Raw genomic sequence first — 21,004 nt, 5'->3', positions numbered from 1 at the left:
GACGCGGTGCGGCGGCCCGGCCCGGCTCAGGCCGCGCCGAACGCCGAGAACGCCCACCCCGTCGCCTGATGCGTCGCGTCGCCCGGGACGGCCCCCCGGGCGTCGCGCAGCGCCTCCGCCAGCGAAAGACCGGCGCCCAGGCCCTTGTGCAGCGCGAGCATCAGCGGCACCACCGCCTCGTCGTTGACGGGCGCGCTGCACGCCACCACCCCGGCCGTGCCCAGCGGCAGCAACGCCGTCACCAGGCCCAGCAGTTCGTCCGCGCCGACCGATGCGAACCGGGCCGTGTCGCAGCACGACAGGATGATCCGGTACGGGCTGCGGTCCAGCCGCTCGAAGTCGTGCACGATCAGCGGCCCGTCCGCCATGGTCAGCGACGAGAACAGCGGGCTGTCGGCCCGGAACGTGCCGTGCGCGGCGATGTGCGCGAGCGCCGCGCCGTCCAGCTCCCGCAGCACCCGCGACACATGCGCGTCGCCCTCCTCCAGCACGGTCGCCCTGCCGTAGCGTGCGGCCAGCTCCGGCACCTCCGCGCCGCCGGACGCCAGCCCGGGGCCGCGCACCAGCACCGGGCGGCCCACCGGCGGCGGCGCGGTCTCCCGGGCCCGCAGCCAGCTGCTCGCCGACGGCGACACGCTCAGCACCCGCTCGCGCAGCGACGGCAGCAGCGCCCACGGCACCCGGTGCAGCGAACCCGGCGGCACCACCACGACCGGACCGGGACCGAGCTGCCGTACGGCCGGACCGAGCAGGATCTCCTCCAGGCGGCGGCCCGCCGCCTCCACCAGCGGCAGCCGGGCCGCCGCGCCGGGGTGCGCCAGCCGCCGCAGCCCCGCCTGCACGTGCTCGGCCTCCGCCACCGCGTCCGCGAGCCGCCCGGCCTCGAACCGGCGCACCCGCCCCTGGCCGCACAGCAGCACCTGCACCCGCCCGTCCAGCACCGCGAGTTCGACCAGCCAGCCCTCGCCCAGCCGCTCCAGCAGCCGGGCGGGCCGGAAGCGGTCGCCGCCGCCCGGCGCCTCCCCGCGCAGATGCAGCGTACGGGAGCGGATCTCCCGTTCCAGACGCCGCTGTTCGCGCTCCAGCGCCGGGACCGGATGGCCGTCCTGCCGGGCCTCCTCCGCGCGGGCCGCGATCTCCCGGAACGCGGTCAGCCCGCTGAGCAGCGCCGGATCGGCGGGCGGCCGGGTGGGCGGCGCGGTCAGCACCGTCGCCCGCCACCGCTCGCTCCACACCAGCAGCCTCCTCGGACCGCCCGACGCGAGCGCCGCCTCCTGGGCCAGCGCGGCCAGTTCGGCGCCCTGCGCGGTGGCACGGGCCCGCAGCTCGGAGGCGCCCAGCGTCATCCGGTGGTCGTCGAGCACGTCGAGGCCGCGTCGGCACGCCTCCAGGACACCCCGGTCAGAGCCGGCCGCCCGCGCCCTGAGCGCCTGCGCCGCCCAGCCGTTCATCCGCGCCAGCGGCGGCCCGCCGCGCCTGCTGCGCGCGGCCACCGCCAGATGCCGTTCGGCCTCCTCGGACCGGCCCAGGGCCAGTGCGATCCGGCCCGCGAGCAGCGACGCCTGCGGCGCGGCCGGGGAACCGAAGGAGGCCAGCCGCTCGGCCACCGCCGCCGCGTCCGCGACCAGCCGCCCCGAGCGGCGCCCGGCCGCCGCCCGCGCCTCGATCAGCACCAGCCGGGCGTGCGTCGCCCACCAGGCGCGCCGCTGCGCGGCGAACAGCCGCACCGCCACCGCCGCCCGCGCGGTCGCCGTGTCCGGGTCGTCGGCCAGCCGCGCCGCGCGCGCCGCGACGAGCAGCAGCTCCGCCTTGCGGGTCGACTGCCCGCCGAGCCGGTCCAGTTCGGCGATCGCCGTGTCCGCCTCGGCCAGCGCCTCGGGCGCCAGACCGGCCGCCATCAGCACCTCGCAGCGCCGGATGTCCAGCATGAAGGTGGGCGTGCCCAGCTTGGCGTACCGCTCCTCGGCCTCGTCCAGCAGCCGCAGCGCCGCCGGCACGTCGCCCTGCCGGAACGCGGCGAGGCCCCGGCTCTCCACCGCGTCCGCCTTGTCGTGCTCCTGGTCGGTGGTGTCCCACAGCGCCTCGGCCGCCGTGAAGTCGGCGTCGGCCCGCTCCACCGCGCCCAGCGCCAGATGCACGGTGGCCCGCAGGGTCAGCGCCCGCGCCGTCCAGATCACGTCACCGGCCTGGCGCAGCACGCCCACGGCCCGGCGTACGTCCTCCAGCGCCTCCCGGTGCCGGCCCAGCACCCACCACACGTACGCCCGCCGGTACCTGACCCGCGCCCGGGTGTGCCCGGTGCCGCGCGCCACACCCCGCTCGAACGCGGCCAGGCCCTGCCGGGTGCGGCCCGCGTGCACCAGCGCGACCCCGAGCGTGGCCAGCACATCGGCCTCCCGCTCGGCCGACTCCGCCCGCGCCGCCAGGTCCCGGGCCCGCCGCAGATGCCGCAGCGCCAGGCGCAGATCGCCGAAGTCCCGCTGCCAGATCCCGATCACCTGATGCGCCACCGACGCGTGCAGCGGCGCGGGCCCGGCGTCGAGCAGCGCGCGGGCCCGCGCCAGTGCCTCGCCGGGGTCGGCGAACACCAAAGGCAGCAGGTCGAGCACCGTATCGCTTCCCGGAGTCACCCCCCGGATGGTAGTGGTCCGGAAGTGGCCCCGGAACCGCGTCCCCGGGCCGCGGCGCCGCCGCGGCTGTATCAGACGCGGCCCCGGCGGCTCTGACTGACGACCACCGTCCCGACGGGAGGACACGCGCGCCATGGCACCACAGCGTTTCCACGAGCAGTTCGCGCAGATCCAGCGCTCGATGCCCGGCGTCCCGCTGGCCCTGGGCCCGGACGACTCCGCGGAGTTCCTGTACGAGAAGGGGGTGGTCCTCGCCCGCGACGGCGAGGAGGCCCGGCTCGTCGAGGACACCGTGCGCACCCATTTCACGGCGGCGCCCGAGCTGACCGCGGACCGGGTGCGCCGGGCGGGCCCGGAGACCAACCGCACCGGCGTCACCCGGATCCAGGTCGGCGACCCCGGGCACGGCGACGGCGGCGGCGACCTCGCCGTCGCGCACGCCCTGCGCGCCCTGCGCGAGCACGAGGGACGCGCCGGGCGGCGCCTGGTCAGCCGCAACCACGTGGTGTCCATCGCGGTCAACGCCTGCCCCGGCGACGAGCCGGTGCCCGCGCCGCGCACCGCCCGGATGAACCCCGCGCCCGAGAGCACCCCGCACGACCCGGACACCGCCGTGGCTGTCCTCGTCGTCGACACCGGGCTCATGCACGACCACGCGGATACCCCGCTGCTCGGCCATGTGCGCGGCGACCGCCAGGTCGAGGAGACCCACGACGGCGTCCTGCGGCAGTACGTCGGCCACGGCACGTTCATCGCCGGGCTCCTCGCCGCCGTCGCGCCCAACACCGACATCACGGTCCGCGGCACCCTCGACGACGCCGGGGCGGTGCTGGAGTCCGATTTCGGGCACCGGCTGTTCGAGGCCGTCGACGCGGGCGGCTGGCCCGACATCATCAGCCTCTCCGCGGGCACCTCCAACGGCCGCCTCGACGGCCTGCTCGGCGTGGACGCCTTCATGCGGGAACTGCGCGCCCGGGGCACGCTCCTGGTCGCCGCCGCGGGCAACAACGCCAGCGCCACGCCGTTCTGGCCCGCCGCCTACGCCGACCTGCCCGGCTACGCCGACGCGGTGCTGTCGGTCGGCGCGCTGCGCGGCGACGGCGAGCACGGCGCCTGCTTCAGCAACCACGGCCACTGGGTGAAGGCGTACGCCCCCGGCGAGCGGCTCACCAGCGTCCTCACCGGCTTCGAGACGCCCGTGCCCTACGTCTACCAGCACTCCACCTACGACGCCTGCCGGTTCGGCTTCCACTACGCCTGCACCTGCCAGTCGCCGCCGCACGCGGGCCTGTTGAGCGAGGACGGCGACAACTCCCCGGACAAACCGGACCAGGTGATGTTCGAGGGGTACGCGCACTGGAGCGGCACCTCGTTCGCCACCCCTGTGGCCGCCGGTATGGTCGCCGCCCATATGACGGCCCACAAGGAGCGCGATCCCAGAGCCGCGCGCCGTCAACTCCTCGCCTCCCACGCCCAGTACGCCGAGGTGCGCGGGGCGCACGTACCGGCGCTGCGCCCGCCCACCTGGCGTCCGGTGCCCGTCCAGCGGCTGGCGCCGCCGGTATGAGCATCGGAACCCTTCCCTCCACGGCGTACGATGACAGGCCGTACACGAGGGGTGAGTCGGTGGACCGTGCAGATGTCGGGGCGCTCGTCCAGTCGGCGGTCGACGGTGACGCGGCCGCCTGGAAGGCGCTGGTGGAGGGCCTGAGCCCGCTGGTCTGGTCGGTGGTGCGCGCGCACCGGCTCTCCGACGCCGACGGGCACGAGGTGTATCAGACGGTATGGTTCCGTTTCGCCCAGCACCTGGGGCGGATCCGGGAGCCCGAGAAGGCGGGTTCCTGGCTGGCGAGCACCGCGCGCAACGAGTGCCTCAGGACGCTCCGCAGCCTGAGCCGGCTCACCGTCACCGACGATCCGCAGCTGCTCGACCGGGTCAGCGAGGAAGGGACACCGGAGCAGTCGCTGCTGGACGCCGAGGAGGCCGCCGCGCAGAGCGAGCGGATCCGTCGGCTGTGGCAGGAGTTCGAGAAACTCGGCGACCGCTGCCGCCAGTTGCTGCGGGTCCTGATGGCCTCGCCGCCGCCCAGCTACCAGGAGGTCTCGGCCGCTCTCGGCGTCGCCGTGGGCAGTATCGGACCTCTGCGCCAGCGCTGTCTGCGGCGGCTGCGCGCACGACTCGACGCACGGGGGACTTCGTGAACGACAACGCCGGTACCCACGACACCACCGGTGGGCACGACGACGGCCGCGCGGGCGGCGACTTCGGCGAGGCCGAGCAGGAGCTGCTGGAGGAGGAGCTGCGGCAGGCCGCCGCGGTCCTCGACCCGGTCCCGGACAGTCTGCGCCAGCTCGCCGTGGAGGCGTTCGCGCTGCACGACCTGGACGCCCGGATCGCCGAGCTGACCTTCGACTCGCTGGTCGACGCCATCCCGGTCCGGGGCGCCACGGACGTGCCGCGGATGCTGACCTTCCAGGCCGGTGACCTCACCGTCGACGTGGAGGTCAGCGGCGACGGTCTGCTGGGGCAGGTGATGCCGCCGCAACCGGCCCGTATCGAGGTGCTGAACGGCCCGCGGGCCGGTGACCGGCTCACCGCCGACGAGCTGGGCCGCTTCGCCGCCCAGGCCCCGCCGGCCGGGCCGTTCGCGCTGCGGCTGCACGCGGGCGGGGACGTGGTGGTCACGGAGTGGCTGCGGGCCTGAGCGGCCGCGGGGCGCTCCTCACCAGGCGACGGGCAGGCTCCGCGGGCCGCGGATCATCGTCCTGCGGCGCCAGGCGACCTGGTCGGGCGGCACCGCGAGCCGCAGACCGGGCAGCCGGTCGAGCAGGGTGTCGACGAGCAGTCCGGTCTGGAGCCGGGCGAGGACGGCGCCGGTGCAGTAGTGCGGCCCGTTGCCGAAGGCCAGGTGCGGATTGGGGTCCCGGTCCGGGTCGATGGTGTCCGGGGCGGGGAAGACGGCCGGGTCGCGGTTGGCGGCCAGATAGGAGACGTAGACGGGGTCGCCCGCCGCGATGCGCACCCCGCGCAGTTCGACGTCCTCCAGGGCGATCCTGGCCAGGCCCACGGTGCTGCGGTGCGGGATGTGGCGCAGCAGCTCCTCCAGGACCGGGCCGCGCTCGTCGGGCCGCTGCCGCATCCGGGCCATCAGCTCGGGCCGGGTCAGCAGCAGGTGGAGCATCTGCCCCACGTTGTGGGTGACGGCCTCCCCGCCGATCTGGAGCGGACCGGCCAGGCCCACCGCCTCCTCCTCGCTGATGTCGCCCCGGCCCACGGCCGCGCCGAGCCGCGACAGCACATCCTCGCCGGTGCTGCCCCGGCGGGCCCGGATGGTCGCGGCGATCCAGCCGTACATGCCCTCCTTGGCGCGGTCGGCGGCCTCCGCGCCCCCGCACATGGAGATGATCTGCCGGGTCCAGGTGTGGACCTGCTCGCGGTCGCTCGCGCTCACCCCCATCACCTCGGCGACCACCGCGATGGGGAACGGTTCGAGGACCCGCTCCACCAGGTCGGCGGGCGGCCCGTCGCGCAGCACGGCGTCCACCAGGGGGTCCAGCAGTTCCTGGGCGCGGGGCCGCAGCCGCTTCATGGCACCGACGGTGAAGGCACCGGCGATCGGCCTGCGCAGCCGGTTGTGGTCGGGCTGGTCGGCCCAGGCGAGCGAGCCGGGGCGCGGTTTGAAGTGCGGGGCGAGCCGCGTCACCTGACGCCGGGTGACCTCGGTCCGGCTGAACCGGGGGTCGTTGGTGATCAGCTTCACGTCGTCGTGCCGGGTGGCCAGCCAGGCCCAGCCCTCGCCGTGGGGCAGCCGGATCCGGGTGAGCGGGCCCTCGCGCATCAGGCCGGCGAGTATTGGGTCGAACTCCGGCCCGTCCAGGTCGAGGGCGGGCCACTCGCGTATCGGGGGCGGCGGGGCCGGAGCCGGGGCCGGCGGTTCGACGGTGATCGGCACGACCCGGGCGGCAGGCCGCGGAGCCACCCGGTCGGGTGAGGGCGTGGTGATCTCCTGCGTCATACATCCACCCTCACCGCGGCCGGGCCGCTTGTCGCGTGGGAGTGCTCCAGCCGTGCGGCAGGGTTGTCAGCCGAACGGCGGGGTTGTCAGTGGTGTGCGGCAGGATCGGAGCCGTCACATCGCCGAGGCCCCCGCGACAAGGCCGGGGGCCGGGGGAGGGGAGCGCCATGCCCGTCACCGACCAGCGCGTGCTCGACCACGCGTTCCTGAGGAACCTGTACCGCAGCGACTACTACCCGGACCCGGTCGTGGATCTGGGCCGGGCGGTGCTGGTGCGGCTGTGCGAGCGCATCGAGGCGGAGCGGCCCGCGGACCTGGCCGCGCTGTACGCGCTGACGCACGCGGCGACCGAGGAGTTCAACGGCCTCCAGGACGACTTCGCGGCGGCGGGCAGCGAGATCGAGACGGTGGCCCGCGAGGAGATAGCGGAGGACTTCTGGTTCGTCGCCCAGGTCTACGGCTTCAAAGACGCCGACGCGGAGGAGCTGATCGCGCCCCGCGACTGGTGACACCGCCGCCCCGGCCGGTACGGGACCGGCCGGGGCGGGCGGGGGACCGGTGCCCCGGACCACCGGGTCCGGGGCGGTGTCCGGGTCAGCTCAGGGCGGCCAGGGCCTCGTTCCAGGTGGCCGAAGGACGCATCACCGCGGCGGCCTTGGCCGGGTCGGGCTGGAAGTAGCCGCCGATGTCGGCCGGCTCGCCCTGGACGGCGTTCAGCTCGTCGACGATCCGCTGCTCGCTGCTCGCGAGGGTCTCGGCGAGCTGCGCGAACGCCTTGGCCAGGTCGGCGTCGTCGGTCTGCCGGGCCAGCTCCTGCGCCCAGTACAGGGACAGGTAGAAGTGGCTGCCGCGGTTGTCGATGCCGCCGACGCGACGGGTGGGGGACTTGTCCTCGTCGAGGAAGGTCGACGTGGCCCGGTCGAGGGTGTCGGCGAGGACCTTGGCACGGGTGTTGCCGGTGGCCTCGGCGTACTGCTCCAGGGACGGCACCAGGGCGAAGAACTCGCCGAGGGAGTCCCAGCGCAGGTAGTTCTCCTTGACCAGCTGCTGCACGTGCTTGGGCGCGGAGCCGCCGGCGCCGGTCTCGAAGAGGCCGCCGCCCGCCATCAGCGGGACCACCGAGAGCATCTTGGCGCTGGTGCCCAGCTCCAGGATCGGGAACAGGTCGGTCAGGTAGTCGCGCAGCACGTTGCCGGTGACGGAGATGGTGTTCTCGCCGCGGCGGATGCGCTCCACCGACAGCTTGGTCGCCTCCTCCGGGGCCAGGATCCGGATGTCCAGGCCCTCGGTGTCGTGCTCCGGCAGGTACTGCTTCACCTTGGCGATCAGGTTGGCGTCGTGCGCGCGGGTCTCGTCCAGCCAGAAGACGGCCGGGTCGCCGGTGGCGCGGGCGCGGGTGACGGCCAGCTTCACCCAGTCCTTGACCGGCGCGTCCTTGGTCTGGCAGGCGCGGAAGATGTCACCGGCCGAGACGGCCTGCTCCAGGACCGCGTTGCCGTCCTGGTCGACCAGGCGGACCGTGCCGGTGACCGGGATCTCGAAGGTCTTGTCGTGGCTGCCGTACTCCTCGGCCTTCTGCGCCATCAGACCGACGTTCGGCACCGAGCCCATCGTCGAGGGGTCGTAGGCGCCGTGGGCGCGGCAGTCCTCGATCACGGCCTGGTAGACGCCCGCGTAGGAGGAGTCCGGCAGCACCGCGAGGGTGTCGTGCTCCTGGCCGTCGGGGCCCCACATGTGGCCGGAGGTGCGGATCATGGCCGGCATGGAGGCGTCCACGATCACGTCGGAGGGCACGTGCAGGTTGGTGATGCCCTTGTCGGAGTCGACCATGGCCAGCTCCGGGCCCTCGGCCAGCTCGGCGTCGAAGGACGCCTTGATCTCGGCGCCCTCCGGCAGGCTCTCCAGGCCCTTGTGGATGCCGCCCAGGCCGTCGTTCGGGGTCAGACCCGCGGCGGCGAAGATCTCGCCGTACTTCGCGAAGGTCTTCGGGAAGAAGGCGCGGACGACGTGGCCGAAGATGATCGGGTCGGAGACCTTCATCATGGTGGCCTTCAGGTGCACGGAGAACAGCACGCCCTCCGCCTTGGCGCGGGCGACCTGCTCGGTCAGGAACTCGCGCAGCGCGCCGACCCGCATCACGGAGGCGTCGACGACCTCGCCCGCGAGGACCGGCACCGACTCGCGCAGCACGGTGGTGGAGCCGTCGTCGCCCTTCAGCTCGATGCGCAGCGCGCCGTCCTCGGCGATGACGACGGACTTCTCGGTGGAGCGGAAGTCGTCGGCGCCCATGGTCGCCACGTTCGTCTTGGACTCGCCGGTCCAGGCGCCCATGCGGTGCGGGTGGGTCTTGGCGTAGTTCTTCACCGAGGCGGGGGCGCGGCGGTCGGAGTTGCCCTCGCGCAGGACCGGGTTGACCGCGGAGCCCTTGATCTTGTCGTAGCGGGCGCGGATGTCGCGCTCCTCGTCGCTCTTCGGGTCGTCCGGGTAGTCCGGCAGCGCGTAGCCCTGGCCCTGGAGCTCGGCGATCGCGGCCTTGAGCTGCGGGATGGACGCCGAGATGTTCGGCAGCTTGATGATGTTGGCCTCGGGCGTCTTGGCCAGCTCGCCCAGCTCGGTCAGCGCGTCGGGGATCCGCTGGTCCTCGCTCAGGTACTCCGGGAACACCGCGATGATGCGCCCGGCCAGCGAGATGTCACGGGTCTCCACGGCCACACCCGCCTGCGAGGCGTACGCCCGGACCACCGGCAGGAAGGAATACGTCGCCAGGGCCGGGGCCTCGTCAGTGTGTGTGTAGATGATGGTCGAGTCAGTCACCGGTGCTCCGCTCCACGTCTGCAACATTGCTCGACATCAAGATATCTCGTGATCGGGCCCGGCTCGACAGGGGTCCGCGCCAAGAACCGGCTCAGGCGGAGACCGCGCCGTCCTCGGAGCCGCGCGGGCGGGGGATGACCACCGGGTCCGCCTGGAGCGTCACCGTGCGGGCCGGGGCCGGGATGCTGATGCCCTCGCGGCGGTAGCGCCGGTGCAGCCGCTTGATGAACTCGTGCTTGATCCGGTACTGGTCGCTGAACTCGCCGACGCCGAGGATCACCGTGAAGCCGATCCGGGAGTCCCCGAAGGTGTGGAAGCGCAGCGCGGGCTCGTGCTCCGGCAGGGCGCCGGTGATCTCGTGCATCACCTCGGCGACCACCTCCAGCGTCACCCGTTCGACATGGTCCAGGTCGCTGTCGTAGCCCACCCCGGCCTGCACCAGGATCGTCAGCCGCTGCTCGGGGCGGCTGAAGTTGGTCATGTTCGTCCGGGCGAGCTGGCCGTTGGGGATGACGACCAGGTTGTTGGAGAGCTGGCGCACGGTCGTCTGGCGCCAGTTGATGTCCTCCACATAGCCCTCCTCGCCGCTGCTCAGCCGGATGTAGTCGCCCGGCTGGACGGTCTTGGAGGCCAGTATGTGGACCCCGGCGAAGAGGTTGGCGAGGGTGTCCTGGAGGGCGAGCGCGACCGCGAGACCGCCCACGCCCAGCGCGGTGAGCAGCGGCGCGATGGAGATGCCGAGGGTCTGGAGCATCACCAGGAAGCCGATCGCCAGCACCAGGATCCGGGTGATGTTGACGAAGATCGTGGCCGATCCGGCCACTCCGGAGCGGGACTGCGTGAGCGTGCGCACCAGCCCGGAGATCACCCGCGCCGCCGACAGGGTGACGACGAGGATCAGGAACACCGTCAGCGTCTGGTTCACATGGTGGCGGCTCACCCGGGCCAGCGGCAGCGCCGTCGCCGCGCCCGCGGCGCCGCCCGCGATGGCCGCCCACGGCACCACCGTGCGCAGCGCGTCCACGATGACGTCGTCACCGCTCCAGCGGGTCCGCTTGGCGTGCCGGGCCAGCCACAGCAGCAGCGTCCGCGACAGGAAGGCCACCACCACACCGGCGGCCAGGGAGACCCCGGCGAGGAACACGTCGTCCAGGCTCACGTCGCGGTTCACCGGGCGCCTCCGCCGCGGCGGTCCGCGGGGACGGGGGCCGTCGAGGGCCTGGGGTGAAGTCGCGTCACGTGGTCACCTGCTCGCTTCCGGGCTACGGGGATCGCGCCGGGCGGCACTCGGTCCGAGGGCGGCGCGATCGCTCATCCTGCCCCATCCGTCAGGGTAGTTCGTACGTGACCGGGGCCCGGAGCGCACACGGCCGGTGCCCGGGGAGCACGCGTCCCGCGGCCCGTGCGGAGCCGCGCGCCCCCGTCCCCCGGCCGGGCGTTGACCTCAACAACACTTGAGGTCCTAGGTTCTCCACCATGAGCATGGAGACCACCGCCTGGACGCAACTGCACAGCGTGCTCAACGCCGAGCAGGAACGCCGTCCCTTCGCCCGCGCGACGCTGCGCCGCATCGGCGCCTTCGCCCGCCCCCACCGCCGCCGCATCGTCCGGTTCGTCGTCCTCGGGGTGGCGACGGCCCTGCTCGCCGTCGCCACCCCGGTGCTCGCCGGACGGGTCGTCGACGCCATCGTCTCCGGCGGCGACCGGGCCGAGGTCGTCCGCCTGGCCCTGCTCATCGCCCTGATCGCGGTGGCCGAGGCGGCGCTCGGCATCCTCGGGCGGCGCCTGTCGGCCGCCCTCGGCGAAGGGCTCATCCTCGATCTGCGCACGGCCGTGTTCGACCATGTGCAGCGCATGCCGGTCGCCTTCTTCACCCGCACCCGCACCGGCGCGCTCGTCTCCCGGCTCAACAACGACGTCATCGGCGCCCAGCGCGCCTTCAGCAACACCCTGTCCGGCGTGGTGAGCAACCTGGTGACGCTGGTGCTCACGCTCGCCGTCATGTTCACCCTGTCCTGGCAGATCACCCTGCTCGCCCTGGCGCTGCTGCCGGTGTTCGTGGTCCCGGCCCGGCGGATGGGCAGCCGGATGGCCCGGATGCAGCGCGAGGCGGCCGCGCTGAACGCCGCGATGGGCACCCGTATGACCGAGCGGTTCTCCGCCCCCGGCGCCACCCTCGTCAAGCTCTTCGGCCGCCCCGAGGAGGAGTCGGCGGAGTTCGCCGCCCGCGCCCGCCGGGTCCGCGACATCGGCATCCGCACGGCCACCGCGCAGTCCGTCTTCATCACGTCCCTGACCCTCGTCTCCTCCCTGGCCCTGGCCCTGGTCTACGGCCTCGGCGGGTACTTCGCCCTGCGCGGCACCCTGGAGCCGGGCGCCGTCGTCGCGCTCGCCCTGCTGCTCACCCGGATGTACGCCCCGCTGACCGCGCTCGCCGGAGCGCGCGTGGAGGTGATGAGCGCCCTGGTCAGCTTCGAGCGCGTCTTCGAGGTGCTCGACCTGAAACCGCTGATCGAGGAGCGGCCGGACGCCCGCGAGGTGCCGGACGGGCCGGTCGCGGTGGAGTTCGACGGCGTCCGCTTCGGCTACCCCTCCGCCGACAAGGTCTCCCTGGCCTCCCTGGAGGAGGTGGCGAGCCTCGACACCCGGGGCGGTGCCGAGGTCCTGCACGGCGTCTCCTTCCGCGCCGAACCCGGGCAGACCGTCGCCCTGGTCGGCTCCTCCGGCGCGGGCAAGTCGACCATCGCGCAGCTCCTGCCGCGCCTGTACGACGCCGACGAGGGCACCGTCCGCGTCGGCGGCGTGGACGTGCGCGACCTGAGCGCCGCCGGGCTGCGCGCCACGCTCGGCATGGTCACCCAGGACGGCCACCTCTTCCACGACTCGGTCCGCGCCAACCTGCTGCTGGCCCGCCCCGGAGCGAGCGACGCGGACCTGTGGGACGCGCTCGGCCGGGCCCGCCTCGACGACCTCGTCCGCGCGCTGCCCGACGGCCTGGACACCGTCGTCGGCGAGCGCGGCTACCGGCTCTCGGGCGGCGAGCGCCAGCGCATGACCATCGCCCGGCTGCTGCTGGCCCGCCAGCGGGTCGTCATCCTCGACGAGGCCACCGCCCACCTCGACAACACCTCGGAGGCGGCCGTCCAGGAGGCGCTCACCGAGGCCCTCGCGGACCGCACCGCCGTGGTGATCGCCCACCGGCTGTCCACGGTCCGCACCGCCGACCTCATCCTGGTCGTGGAGGCGGGCAGGATCGTCGAGCGCGGCACCCATGACGCGCTGCTGGCGGCGGACGGACGCTACGCAGAGCTGTACCGCACCCAGTTCGCCCGGCAGCACCCGGAGCGGGGCGCCGAGGGCGGCGACGGGCAGCACGCCGGACAGCCGGTCGGCGAGGCGGTGGCGTAGGCCGGGCGGCCCCCGCGGCGGCGGACCGGCGCGGCCCGCCGCCGCGGGGGCCGGGGGACAGGGGACCGGGCGGGCCTCAGCGCGGTCCGGTCGGCAGCACCGTCCGCCGGTGCGTGGCGTTGACGACGGCCGCCGCCGACGCGTACCAGGCGACCAGGCCCGTGGCGATACCGAACCAGCCGCCGACCTTGGTCAGGGCGGACGGCCCCGCACCGCCCTGGAACTCACCGGCGGCCAGCAGGACGAAGGTCACGGTCAGCAGCACCAGCACGGCCAGCACGGCGACGCTGACGCGCAGCGCGGCCACCGCCATGTAGGCGGTGAAGATGCCCCAGCCGAGCAGATAGAGCCCGAGCGCGTTGTGCACGTCACCGGCGCCGGCGACATGCTGCACCAGCCACCAGTAGGTCAGCCAGAAGGCGCCGTACGACATGAACGCCGTGGCGCCGAAGGTGTTGCCCCGGCGGAACTCGAAGAGCCCCGCGACGAACTGGGCGAGCCCGCCGTAGAACGCCGCGAGGGCCAGCACGGGGAGGATGCCGCCCGGCTCCTTGAGGAGACCGGTGTTGATGACGGACAGCAGCAGTGTGGTGAGCGCGAAACCCGCGAGGCCCACCGGCGCCGGATCCGCGGAGGAGCGGGCCTGCGGATCCGCCGGACGCGCCTCCTCGCGGACGCCGCGGCTCGTGTCGTCGGCCATGGCCACCATCCCTTCGACCGGGGCCAGCAGGACGGCGGCCGAGTACCCACGGCGCGGCCGTCTCAGACGGCGTACGACCGGGTGGCCTCGGCCGGTGTGGGACCGGGTGGCCTCGGGCGGCGTACGACCGGACGGCAGATGTCCCAAAGGGACACATGTCTCCATGGGACATGGCGGGTGTACGGTGAGGGACATGACGGCGACGCAGCCCCCCAGCAGCAGCCCGGCCGACACCCCCGGCGCCCCCGAGGACCGCCGCGCGCGCAAGGCCCGGCAGACCCGGAACGCGCTGGCCACCGCCGCCCTGGAACTGATCCTCGAACGCGGCCTCGCCGACACCACCGTGGAGGCGATCTCGGAACGCGCCGACGTCACCCGCCGCACCTTCAGCCGGAACTTCACCGGCAAGGAGGACGCGGCCCTGGACTTCGTCCGCGGCGACGGCGACCGCATCAACGCCCTGCTGCGCGCCCGTCCGGCCGCCGAGCCGCCGCTGCTCGCCTACCGCGGGGCCGTCCGCGGCTGGCTCGCCGACCGGACGGACCCGGCCTGGCACGACCGGCCGGACATGCGGCGGCTGCTGGCGCTGCTCGACCGCGAGCCCGCCCTGTTCGCCGCTTACGAACGCATCCGGGTCGACGCCCAGGAGGAGTCCGTCCGGATCATCGCCCGGCGGCTCGGCACCGACGACACCCAGGACGTACGCCCGTCCGTCGTCGTCGGCGCCGCCGCCGGGGTCCTCACCGCCGCGCTGCGCCAGTGGGCGCGCACGGCGGGGGACGACACCACGGGAGCCGCCGACCTCGCCGCTCTCGTCGAGCGGGCCTACGACGCCGTGACCACGGAGGCCGTCACCGCGGCCGCCGACCGCACCACCGACGAGTGAGCACCCCATGAGCACCACCGCCCCCGCGCACCCCGCCCCCGGCCACGCCACCGAGTTCGCCGGGCGCACCGCCCTCGTCACCGGCGCCGCCTCCGGCATCGGCCTGGCCACCGCCCGCCGCCTCGGCGCCGGCGGCGCGCGCCTCGTCCTCGCGGACCACGACGCCGAGGGCGCGAAGCGGGCCGTCGCAGAGCCGGCTGCCGAGGGCGTCGAGGCAGCCGCCGTCCGCACCGACGTCACCCGGCCCGAGTCCGTCGAGGTGGCGGTCGCCTTCGCCCAGGACACCTGGGAGGCGGCAGGCGGCGGTGCGATCGTCGACGTGGCCGCCATCCTCGGCTCCGTCGGCTTCGCCGGTTCCTCCGCCTACGTCGCCGCCAAGCACCGCGTGGTCGGCCTGACGAGGACGGCCGCCGCCGAGTACGCCGCCCGCGGCATCCGGATCAACGCGGTCGGCCCCGGCTTCATCGAGACCCCGCTGCTCGACGGCGCCTACACCGCCGTCTGAGGCCGCCGTCCCCGCGGACCAGCGGACCAGCAGACCGAAGGAGGAACGATTTTCCATGAAGGCACTCCAGTACCGCACCGTCGGCGCCGCGCCCGAGGTCGTCACCGTCCCCGATCCCGAGCCCGGTCCCGGCCAGATCCTGCTGAAGGTCACCGCCGCCGGTGTGTGCCACTCCGACATCGCCGTGATGAGCCGCCCGGCCGAGGCGCTCTCCTTCCCGCTGCCGCTCACCCTCGGCCACGAGGGCGTGGGCACGGTCGCGGCGCTCGGCGCCGGGGCGAGCGGGCTCGCCGAGGGCGACCAGGTCGCCGTGTACGGGCCCTGGGGCTGCGGCGCCTGCGCCAAGTGCGCCGAGGGCAAGGAGAACTACTGCCTGCGCGCCGGTGCGCTCGGCATCCGCCCGCCCGGCCTCGGCGCCCCCGGCGCGATGGCCGAGTACCTGCTCGTCGACGACGCCAGGCACCTGGTCCCGCTGGACGGCCTCGACCCGGTCGCCGCGGTCCCGCTGACCGACGCGGGCCTCACGCCGTACCACGCGATCAAGCGGGCGCTGCCCCGCCTCGTGCCGGGCTCCACCGCCGTGGTGATCGGCGCCGGCGGCCTCGGACACGTCGCCGTGCAACTGCTGCGGGCGCTGTCCCCGGCCCGGGTGGTCGCCCTCGACATCAGCGAGGACAAGCTGCGGCTGGCCCGCGAGGTCGGCGCGCACGAGACGGTCAGGTCGGACGAGCGGGCCGCCGCCGCGGTCCGCGAACTGACCGGCGGGCTGGGCGCCGAGGCCGTGTTCGACTTCGTCGGTGCCCCGCCGACCGTCGCCGTCGCCGGGGCCGTCGCCGCCGTCGAGGGCGAGATCTCCGTCGTCGGTCTCGGCGGCGGGGCGCTGCCCGTCGGCTTCGGCCGGCTGCCGCACGAGGTCACGGTCAGCTCCCCGTACTGGGGCAGCCGCGGCGAACTCGCCGAGGTGCTGGCCCTGGCCCGCTCCGGCGCGCTGTCGGTGCACACGGAGACCTTCACGCTCGACGAGGCACCGCTCGCCTACGAACGGCTGCACGCGGGCCGCGTCGACGGCCGCGCGGTCGTCCTGCCCAACGGCTGAGCGGCGGGCCCGCTCAGGAGGTGAGCGCCACCACGGCCTCGTCCGTGTAGACGAGGAACGTCAGCGTCTGCCGGAAGTACAGCTCGATCGCCTGCGCGTCGTGGGCGGTGTAGCCGATCGCGAGATCCTGGCCGAGCCGCAGCTCGAAGTCACCGCCCCGGGTGGACACCAGGAAGCCGCCCTCCAGGGCGGGGGCCCAGATGGGCGGCCCGTCCAGGAGCCGGCTCAGGTGCGCGGCGATCGGGTAGCCGTGGTCGGACGTCTCGTTCACCGCCGTGTACGGGGCGGCGCCCAGCACCAGCGCGTACGGACCGGCGACCCCGGCCAGCCGCAGCGTCGTCAGGGCGTGGCTGACCGCGTCCGGGTAGTCGCGCGGCTCCGCCGGCAGGCTCACCACCGGATTGGAGGTGCGCCTGCGCAGCCCGTCGATGCCCGCCGCCGCGTACCCCTCGAAGACGGCACGGTCCTCCGCGAACGCCATGGCGCGCGCCGCGTCCTTCACCGGCTGCCAGTCGGAGTCCTGCGCGCCGCGCTCCACGTCGTCCACCGCGTCCCGGGTGACCTTGAAGGGGACGCGCAGTTCGACGAGGGGCTGCACCTGGCGCAGCCGCGCGGTCACGCCCTGCGCGGGCGCCTCGATGGCGGTGAGGTGGCCGGTGCCCACCGCCGCCAGCGTCGGCCCCTCGGGCCCGGTCACGTCCACGGCGCGCCGGCCGCCGACGTTGCGCTGGAAGGTGCGGCGGGCCTCGTCCTCGATCTGGGCCCACGCCTCGGGCGTGATCGGGGCGAGTTCGCGGTGGAGGTTGGTCATGGCGGTGGGCGTGGACATGGATCAGGCTCCTTTCAGACTGCCGATCCCCAGGGAGCCCTCCGCCACGGCGGTGACCGCGGGCGGGGGCGGCGGGTCGTCGAGGAAGTCGGCGGTGGGGACGTGGAAGAGGCAGCCGGTGACCGCGGTGGAGAAGTCGAGGATCCGGTCGTGCACGCCGGGCCGGTCGCCGAGGAACATGTTCCGCAGCATCTGCTCGGTCACCGCGGGAGTACGGGCGTAGCCGATGAAGTAGGTGCCGAACTCGCCCTCACCGACCCGTCCGAAGGGCATGTTGTCCCGGACGATCTTGCGTTCGGTGCCGTCCTCGTCGGTGATGGTGTTGAGCGCGACATGGGAGTCGACAGGTTTGACGTCGTCGGGCATCTCGACGTTGTCCAGCTTGGAGCGGCCGATGGCCTTCTCCTGCTCCTCCACCGGCAGCGCCTTCCACGCGGCGAGGTCGTGCAGGTACTTCTGGACGACGACGTAGCTGCCGCCCGCGAAGTCCGGGTCCTCCTCGCCGATGTGGACGGCGTCCAGGGCCAGGCGCCCCTCCGGGTTCTCGCTGCCGTCGACGAAGCCGAGCAGGTCGCGCTCGTCGAACGACTTGAAGCCGTGCACCTCGTCCACGACCGTGACGGCGCCGTCGAGGCGCTCACCGATCAGCTGGGCCATCTCGAAGCACAGGTCCATGCGCCGGGAGCGCAGATGGAAGAGGAGGTCGCCCGGGGTGGAGGGCGCGTGGTGCCGGGCTCCGGTGAGCGGCACGAAGGGGTGCAGCTCGCGCGGGCGGGGGCCGCCGAAGAGGCGGTCCCAGGCGGTGGAGCCGATGCCGACGACACAGGTGAGGTCGTCGTCCGGGGCGCGGAACCCCACCGACCGCTTCAGCCCGGCCACATCCGGGAGCAGATCGCGGACGACCGCCTCACCACCGGAGACGATGGTGCAGACGAGGAACAGGGCGGATCTGGCGGGCGGGGCGATCACGGACTGCGGCTCGACCACGGAGCGTGCCTCCAGGCTGATGGCGGGCGTACAGGGCGGGAGTACTGCGGGATTCTCGTGCTGCGTGCTGCCCTACGGAGTCTTGCGTGCTGCACTACGGACTCTAGTGTCCCGGCCCGGTGGCCGCTGTGGACGGGCCGGACGGGAGCCGGGCGCATAACCTGGCACTGGAGCCCGTCACACGCCCTGGGTGACGAAAGACCTAGCGTCCGGCGTGGTTCAGCCAGTCGGCGAGGACCGCGGCCTCACTGTGGTCCACGTCCTTGGTGGCCGTCAGCAGCGTGAGCCTGCCGTGGGCCGCCAGGTCGTGCAGATGCTCGACGGCGGAGTGGTGGTCGGGGTCGCCCAGCTCGGCGACGTAACGGCGGCGGAACTCGGTGAAGCGGTCCGGATCATGGTGATACCAGCGGCGCAGACCGGTCGAGGGCGCGATGTCCCGCAGCCACTCGTCCCAGCGGGCGTCCTCCTTGCTCACCCCCCGGGGCCACAGGCGGTCCACCAGCACCCGCGTGCCGTCCTGCGGCGAGGCGTCCTCGTAGATCCTGCGGCAGCTGACCCGTCCGGACATGGCGGTACCTTCCTCGTCGAACCGAGCCCCGGAGAACGAACCGAGAGTCCCCGTGGAACCGAGAGTCCCCGTGGAACCGAGAGTCCCCGTGGAACCGAGAGTCCCCGTGGAACCGAGAGTCCCGTAGAACGTAGAACACCACGGAGCATCCCGCAGAACGTCCCGCGGAACGTCCGCAGAACAGGGAGTACCCGATGACCGACCAGAGGACCCCGGCGCAGTCCGCCGACGCCCCTTCCGAGGACGCCCCGGACCGGCGGGCCCCGGAGTTCCGCCCCTACCACCACCCGGCGGCAGGCTGGGGCGCGGCCAAGAGCGTCTCCCGCTTCCTGCTGCGCGAACGCGAGTTCGTCGACGGACCGCGGGCCGTCCAGCGCATGAACCACGAGGGGGAGGGCTTCGACTGCCCCGGCTGCGCCTGGCCGGACGACCTCAAGGGGCTGCGGCTCGACATCTGCGAGAACGGCATCAAGCACGTCTCCTGGGAGATGACCCACCACCGGGTCGGCCCGGAGTTCTTCGCGGCGCACACCGTCACCGAGCTGTCCTCCTGGAGCGACGAGCAACTGGAACGCCAGGGCCGGCTGACCCACCCCATGAGCTACGACCCGGACACCGACACCTATGTGCCGATCTCCTGGAAGGACGCGTTCGCCCTGGTGGGAGGCACCCTGCGCGAGCTGGACAGCCCGCACCGGGCCACGTACTACACCTCGGGACGGCTCGGGAACGAGGCGACCTTCCTCTACCAGCTCATGGCGCGCGAGCTGGGCACGAACAACCTGCCGGACTGCTCCAACATGTGCCACGAGGCCAGCGGCCGCGCCCTCCAGGCCGCGCTCGGCACCGGCAAGGGCACGGCCGACCTCAAGGACTGGGAGGTCGCCGACGCCCTGTTCATCCTCGGGGTCAACGCCGCCTCCAACGCCCCGCGCATGCTGACCTCGCTCGCCGAGGCGCACAAGCGCGGCGCGAAGATCGTGCACATCAACCCGCTCGTGGAGGCCGCGGCGACCCGCACGATCATCCCGCACGACTTCGTGGACATGGCGCTGTTCCGGTCCACCCCGACCAGCTCGCTCAACATCCAGCCGCGCATCGGCGGCGACATGGCCCTGCTGCGCGGCATGGCCAAGGCCGTGCTCGCCGAGGCGGAGACCGACCCGAAGGCGCTCGACCGGGAGTTCGTCGAGCGGTACACCACGGGCTTCGACGCCTACCGGGCGCTGGTGGAGGCCACGCCGTGGGAGGAGATCGAACGGCAGAGCGGCGTCGCCCGCGCCGACATCGCCAAGGCCGCCCGCGTCTACTGCGAGGCCGACCGGAGCATCTTCAGCTGGTGCCTGGGGATCACCCAGCACGAACACGGAGTGGACACCGTCCGGGAGATCGTCAACCTGCTGCTGCTCCGCGGCAACCTGGGCCGCGAGGGCGCCGGTCCGTCGCCGGTGCGCGGCCACAGCAATGTGCAGGGCAACCGCACCTGCGGCATCGACCACCGGCCGCCTCCGGAGTTCCTGGACCGCCTGGCGAAGGCGTGCGCCATCGAACCGCCCCGCGAACACGGCCTGGACACGGTGCGCAGCATCGAGGCGATGCACCGCGGCGACGTGACGGTCTTCGTCGGCATGGGCGGCAACTTCGCGCTGGCCGCCCCGGACACGGCGTACACCTCCGAGGCGCTGCGGCGGTGCGAACTGACCGTGCAGGTCAGCACCAAGCTCAACCGCAGCCATCTGGTGCACGGCCGCCGGGCGCTCATCCTGCCCTGCCTGGGCCGCACCGAGAAGGACCTCCAGAAGGCCGGCAAGCAGGCCACCTCGGTCGAGGACTCCATGAGCATGGTCCACCTCTCCCTCGGTATGAAGCGGCCCGCCTCGCCCCACCTGCTCTCCGAACCGGCCATCATCGCCGGAATGGCGCGCGCCGCGCTGCCGGACAGCGACACCCCCTGGGAGTGGTACGTCGAGGACTACGACCGCATCCGCGACACCATGGCGGCGGCCCTGGAGGGGTTCGAGGACTTCAACCGGCGCGTCCGGCTCCCGCTCGGGTTCCGCATCAAGCAGCCCGCCCGGGAACTCGTCTTCCGTACGGCCTCGGGCCGCGCGGAGTTCTCCGCCGCCGGACTCCCCGACGTCGTACCGGCCGACGGCGTGCTCAAGCTCGGCACGATGCGCTCCCACGACCAGTGGAACACCACCATCTACTCCGACGACGACCGCTACCGCGGGATCAAGAACCTGCGCACCCTGATCTTCATGAACGCCCAGGACATGCGCGACCGCGGGCTCACGCTCTTCGACGAGGTCGACATCACCAGCACGGCGCGGGACGGCTCGACCCGCAGCGTCCACCGCTACAAGGCCGTCCAGTACGACATCCCGCGCGGCTGCGCCGCCGGATACATGCCGGAGCTGAACGTCCTGTGCGCCATCGGCGACTACAGCACCCAGAGCGACCAGCCGCTGATGAAGAACGTGGACGTGACCGTGCGGCCGTCGGGGGCGGGGGACCGGGCAGCCGGATGACCAGCTGACCGGATGACCGGGCGGCAGAGGGGCG

16 protein-coding genes and 1 pseudogene are annotated in these 21,004 nt (G+C 73.6%); 9 read left to right on the top strand and 8 right to left on the bottom strand.

Translation table 11 applies throughout. The features are described from left to right. Positions 1-26: 26 nt before the first annotated feature. Entirely contained in the window at positions 27-2,630 is a 2,604-nt protein-coding gene (locus tag B086_RS0111950) for a CHAT domain-containing protein (RefSeq protein WP_037873330.1), read from the bottom strand. A 133-nt stretch (positions 2,631-2,763) separates the two neighbouring features. On the opposite strand from B086_RS0111950, the gene B086_RS0111945 reads away from it, so the two are divergent. The 3 genes from B086_RS0111945 to B086_RS0111935 are packed head-to-tail and all read left to right on the top strand — an operon-like array spanning position 2,764 to position 5,335. Beyond that, positions 2,764-4,197 (top strand): S8/S53 family peptidase, encoded by a 1,434-nt coding sequence (locus tag B086_RS0111945; RefSeq protein WP_018566643.1) that lies wholly within the window; start codon positions 2,764-2,766, stop codon positions 4,195-4,197. After that, a complete protein-coding gene (locus B086_RS0111940) occupies positions 4,194-4,832 on the top strand; it encodes an RNA polymerase sigma factor (protein ID WP_064536479.1) in 639 nt (212 codons plus the stop codon). The genes B086_RS0111945 and B086_RS0111940 overlap by 4 nt, the downstream gene beginning before the upstream one ends. Next, complete coding sequence (locus tag B086_RS0111935; protein WP_018566641.1) at positions 4,829-5,335, top strand: hypothetical protein; 507 nt, start codon at positions 4,829-4,831, stop codon at positions 5,333-5,335. Before B086_RS0111940 ends, B086_RS0111935 begins: the two co-directional genes overlap by 4 nt. Positions 5,336-5,353: 18 nt before the next feature. Here the strand turns inward: B086_RS0111935 and B086_RS0111930 are convergent, their stop codons facing one another. After that, the gene (locus B086_RS0111930; protein ID WP_018566640.1) at positions 5,354-6,646 is read right to left on the bottom strand and encodes a cytochrome P450; all 1,293 of its coding nucleotides are present in this window, start codon (positions 6,644-6,646) and stop codon (positions 5,354-5,356) included. Positions 6,647-6,813: 167 nt separating this feature from the next. On the opposite strand from B086_RS0111930, the gene B086_RS0111925 reads away from it, so the two are divergent. Next, positions 6,814-7,155: a DUF5713 family protein gene (locus tag B086_RS0111925; protein WP_018566639.1), complete on the top strand. Its 342-nt coding sequence runs from the start codon at positions 6,814-6,816 to the stop codon at positions 7,153-7,155. Positions 7,156-7,240: 85 nt separating this feature from the next. Here B086_RS0111925 and B086_RS0111920 read toward each other — a convergent pair whose 3' ends face one another. Beyond that, positions 7,241-9,460 (bottom strand): NADP-dependent isocitrate dehydrogenase, encoded by a 2,220-nt coding sequence (locus B086_RS0111920; protein ID WP_018566638.1) that lies wholly within the window; start codon positions 9,458-9,460, stop codon positions 7,241-7,243. Positions 9,461-9,551: 91 nt separating this feature from the next. Continuing rightward, entirely contained in the window at positions 9,552-10,631 is a 1,080-nt protein-coding gene (locus B086_RS0111915) for a mechanosensitive ion channel family protein (protein WP_018566637.1), read from the bottom strand. 305 nt (positions 10,632-10,936) lie between these two features. On the opposite strand from B086_RS0111915, the gene B086_RS0111910 reads away from it, so the two are divergent. Then, a complete protein-coding gene (locus tag B086_RS0111910) occupies positions 10,937-12,868 on the top strand; it encodes an ABC transporter ATP-binding protein (RefSeq protein WP_051115817.1) in 1,932 nt (643 codons plus the stop codon). Between the two features lie 76 nt (positions 12,869-12,944). On the opposite strand, the gene B086_RS0111905 is transcribed toward B086_RS0111910, so the two are convergent. Then, positions 12,945-13,568, bottom strand: a complete 624-nt coding sequence (locus B086_RS0111905; RefSeq protein ID WP_018566635.1) for an acetate uptake transporter — start codon at positions 13,566-13,568, stop codon at positions 12,945-12,947. 193 nt (positions 13,569-13,761) lie between these two features. Between B086_RS0111905 and B086_RS0111900 the strand changes: the two genes are divergently transcribed. The 3 genes and pseudogenes from B086_RS0111900 (at position 13,762) to B086_RS0111890 (ending at position 16,055) form a co-directional block, all read left to right on the top strand. Next, positions 13,762-14,454 carry a TetR/AcrR family transcriptional regulator gene (locus B086_RS0111900; RefSeq protein ID WP_018566634.1) on the top strand — a complete coding sequence of 231 codons (693 nt, stop codon included), beginning with the start codon at positions 13,762-13,764 and terminating at the stop codon, positions 14,452-14,454. 7 nt (positions 14,455-14,461) lie between these two features. After that, positions 14,462-14,935: pseudogene (locus B086_RS39825) on the top strand (SDR family NAD(P)-dependent oxidoreductase); the annotation flags it as partial. A 79-nt stretch (positions 14,936-15,014) separates the two neighbouring features. Then, a complete protein-coding gene (locus B086_RS0111890; RefSeq protein ID WP_018566632.1) occupies positions 15,015-16,055 on the top strand; it encodes an NAD(P)-dependent alcohol dehydrogenase in 1,041 nt (346 codons plus the stop codon). A 13-nt stretch (positions 16,056-16,068) separates the two neighbouring features. Here the strand turns inward: B086_RS0111890 and B086_RS0111885 are convergent, their stop codons facing one another. The 3 genes from B086_RS0111885 to B086_RS0111875 all read right to left on the bottom strand — a co-directional run bounded on the left by B086_RS0111885 (position 16,069) and on the right by B086_RS0111875 (position 18,439). Further along, on the bottom strand, positions 16,069-16,884 hold the full coding sequence (locus B086_RS0111885; RefSeq protein ID WP_018566631.1) for a family 1 encapsulin nanocompartment shell protein: 816 nt from the start codon (positions 16,882-16,884) through the stop codon (positions 16,069-16,071). Between the two features lie 3 nt (positions 16,885-16,887). After that, a complete protein-coding gene (locus B086_RS0111880; RefSeq protein ID WP_018566630.1) occupies positions 16,888-17,871 on the bottom strand; it encodes a Dyp-type peroxidase in 984 nt (327 codons plus the stop codon). Between the two features lie 202 nt (positions 17,872-18,073). Further along, a complete protein-coding gene (locus tag B086_RS0111875) occupies positions 18,074-18,439 on the bottom strand; it encodes a DUF488 domain-containing protein (RefSeq protein ID WP_018566629.1) in 366 nt (121 codons plus the stop codon). Positions 18,440-18,633: 194 nt separating this feature from the next. On the opposite strand from B086_RS0111875, the gene B086_RS0111870 reads away from it, so the two are divergent. Beyond that, positions 18,634-20,970 carry an FdhF/YdeP family oxidoreductase gene (locus tag B086_RS0111870; RefSeq protein WP_018566628.1) on the top strand — a complete coding sequence of 779 codons (2,337 nt, stop codon included), beginning with the start codon at positions 18,634-18,636 and terminating at the stop codon, positions 20,968-20,970. The last annotated feature ends 34 nt before the right edge of the window (positions 20,971-21,004 follow it).

Source organism: Streptomyces sp. PsTaAH-124, from assembly GCF_000373685.1.
Lineage (GTDB): Bacteria > Actinomycetota > Actinomycetes > Streptomycetales > Streptomycetaceae > Streptomyces > Streptomyces andamanensis.
Note: the sequence above shows the minus strand (reverse complement) of the source record. Positions and strands in the feature narration are given on the sequence as shown.